A 1723-nucleotide genomic window follows, 5' to 3' on the forward strand; every position below is an offset into this window, starting at 1 on the left:
TGGACGTCGAATGTGTTCTCAAATCACTCAAGGTAGGTCACAGATAAATTCTATCCCTGACCAAATTTGGCGAGTTTGCGAATCATTAATTGATAGTCGTGAGTGGTTTTGCGATCGCAAACTAATTATCGAAGCTGAAATTAAAGTAGATAAGTCAGTTAACTTTCGGGTTAGGGTTAGATGGTTAACGTTAGAATTATCCCCAGAACCTTACCTCTTAGTCACCCTAGAAGATCAAAATAAATCTTCTCAAAATTCCGCTAGCACTGATGCGCTTAAATATGGATTAACGCCTCGCGAACAGGAAATTTGGTCACTTAAAAAAGCCAACTTTACTTACCGAGAAATTGCCCAGCAGCTATTTATCAGCATCAATACGGTTAAGAAGCACTTAAAAAATATTTACGCTAAACAAAAATACTAATTTTTTATTGCCAAGTATAGCCTTAATTGTTTAATTTTTTGGATATTTTAGGGTTTTATAAATCAACTAATGATCGGGGATAATTGATTTGAATTTATAATTACTATTCAGTCTAGTAACGATCATATAACCCAATATAACTAATTTTAAATAACTCAAAAATCAGAAAAAATTTTAAAAAAAACTATGTCAAATAAAGAAAATAAAAAAAATCAAGATTTAAATGAGTGGATTAAGAGGAATCCAGATTCAAGAGAATTAAAAAGAGCGCTAGCTGTAAAATTTGTCATAGATGGCTGGAACTATCAATCAATATCCGAAGCTTTAAATGTATCAAAAAGCTTTATTAGTAAATGGAAAAAACGATTTAATACAGCGGGAATAGAAGGATTAAAATTATCTTATAAAGGGGGGAAAGGGTTTTTGAGCAAAAAAGAAAAACAAGAAGTTATTGATTGGTTACAAAAACAATCTGACTGGAATTTATATGACTTAAAATTTTATTTATTTGAGAAATATGATGTAGTTTTTAAGTCTGCAAGTAGTTATTATTACTTGCTAGCAGAAGCCAAGAATAATTTACAAAAAACAAAAAAAAATTATCCTGATAAAGAAAAACTATTGGATAACTTGCTGCATTGCTTTTACCATCAACCCTAAGATAAGCTGGTCTTCATTTAAATTTGATGGTTCTGACAGCTGGGGAACTGGGGAGCTGGGGAGCTGGGGAGCTGGGGAGCTGGGGAGCTGGGGAGAGGGTTTGACGGTTTTTTTATAACTGAATAATACCCAATTTCAATGCGCAACAGCTTACAGCGGTTTTCAATTCGGTCAGGTACAAATGTCTGGGTTTTAGGGGTCTTCGGATCAGGGCATAGAGAAATAATTTTGTGTACTTAATAGTTATTAAAAAGGCTGTATTTTAGTAAAAAATGCTATAGTAGTTTAATAGATTAAACTTGTACTAGGGTTTATACAAAAAACTTATAATAAATGAATCCTCACCTAATCTTGCCAGTCGGTACCCAAGTTGTAACTCGTGTGGCTGTTAAAAACTCTGCGGGTGAAACATTATGTGTACCAGGAGCAGTCGGTGTAATAGTAAAAGCACCAACAGATAATTCCCATGGGTATCGGGTGCGTTTGTCTAATGATAGGGAGGTTACCCTACCTCGCCATGAATTTAGTATTCGTAAACACTTCCAAAAAGAAGGGTTACAGCTCTCGGAAGACTTACTCACAGAGTTAAATTTATATGATCATGTTATCTACCGCTGTGTAGTAGGGTCGAGAGCATTT

The 1723-nt window shown here is 34.3% G+C and carries 2 protein-coding genes and 1 pseudogene; all 3 read left to right on the forward strand.

The genetic code is table 11. From position 1 onward, the window contains the following. The coding region (locus F6K53_RS40220) for a helix-turn-helix transcriptional regulator (protein ID WP_293085689.1) at positions 1-424 on the forward strand (424 nt) is incomplete at its 5' end. A gap of 186 nt (positions 425-610) precedes the next feature. Continuing rightward, a complete protein-coding gene (locus F6K53_RS40225; protein WP_293085692.1) occupies positions 611-1084 on the forward strand; it encodes a helix-turn-helix domain-containing protein in 474 nt (157 codons plus the stop codon). A gap of 333 nt (positions 1085-1417) precedes the next feature. Further along, a pseudogene (locus F6K53_RS40230) lies at positions 1418-1723 on the forward strand (nucleotidyltransferase domain-containing protein); the annotation flags it as partial.

This window comes from Moorena sp. SIO4A1, assembly GCF_010672065.1.
Classification (GTDB): Bacteria; Cyanobacteriota; Cyanobacteriia; order Cyanobacteriales; family Coleofasciculaceae; genus Moorena.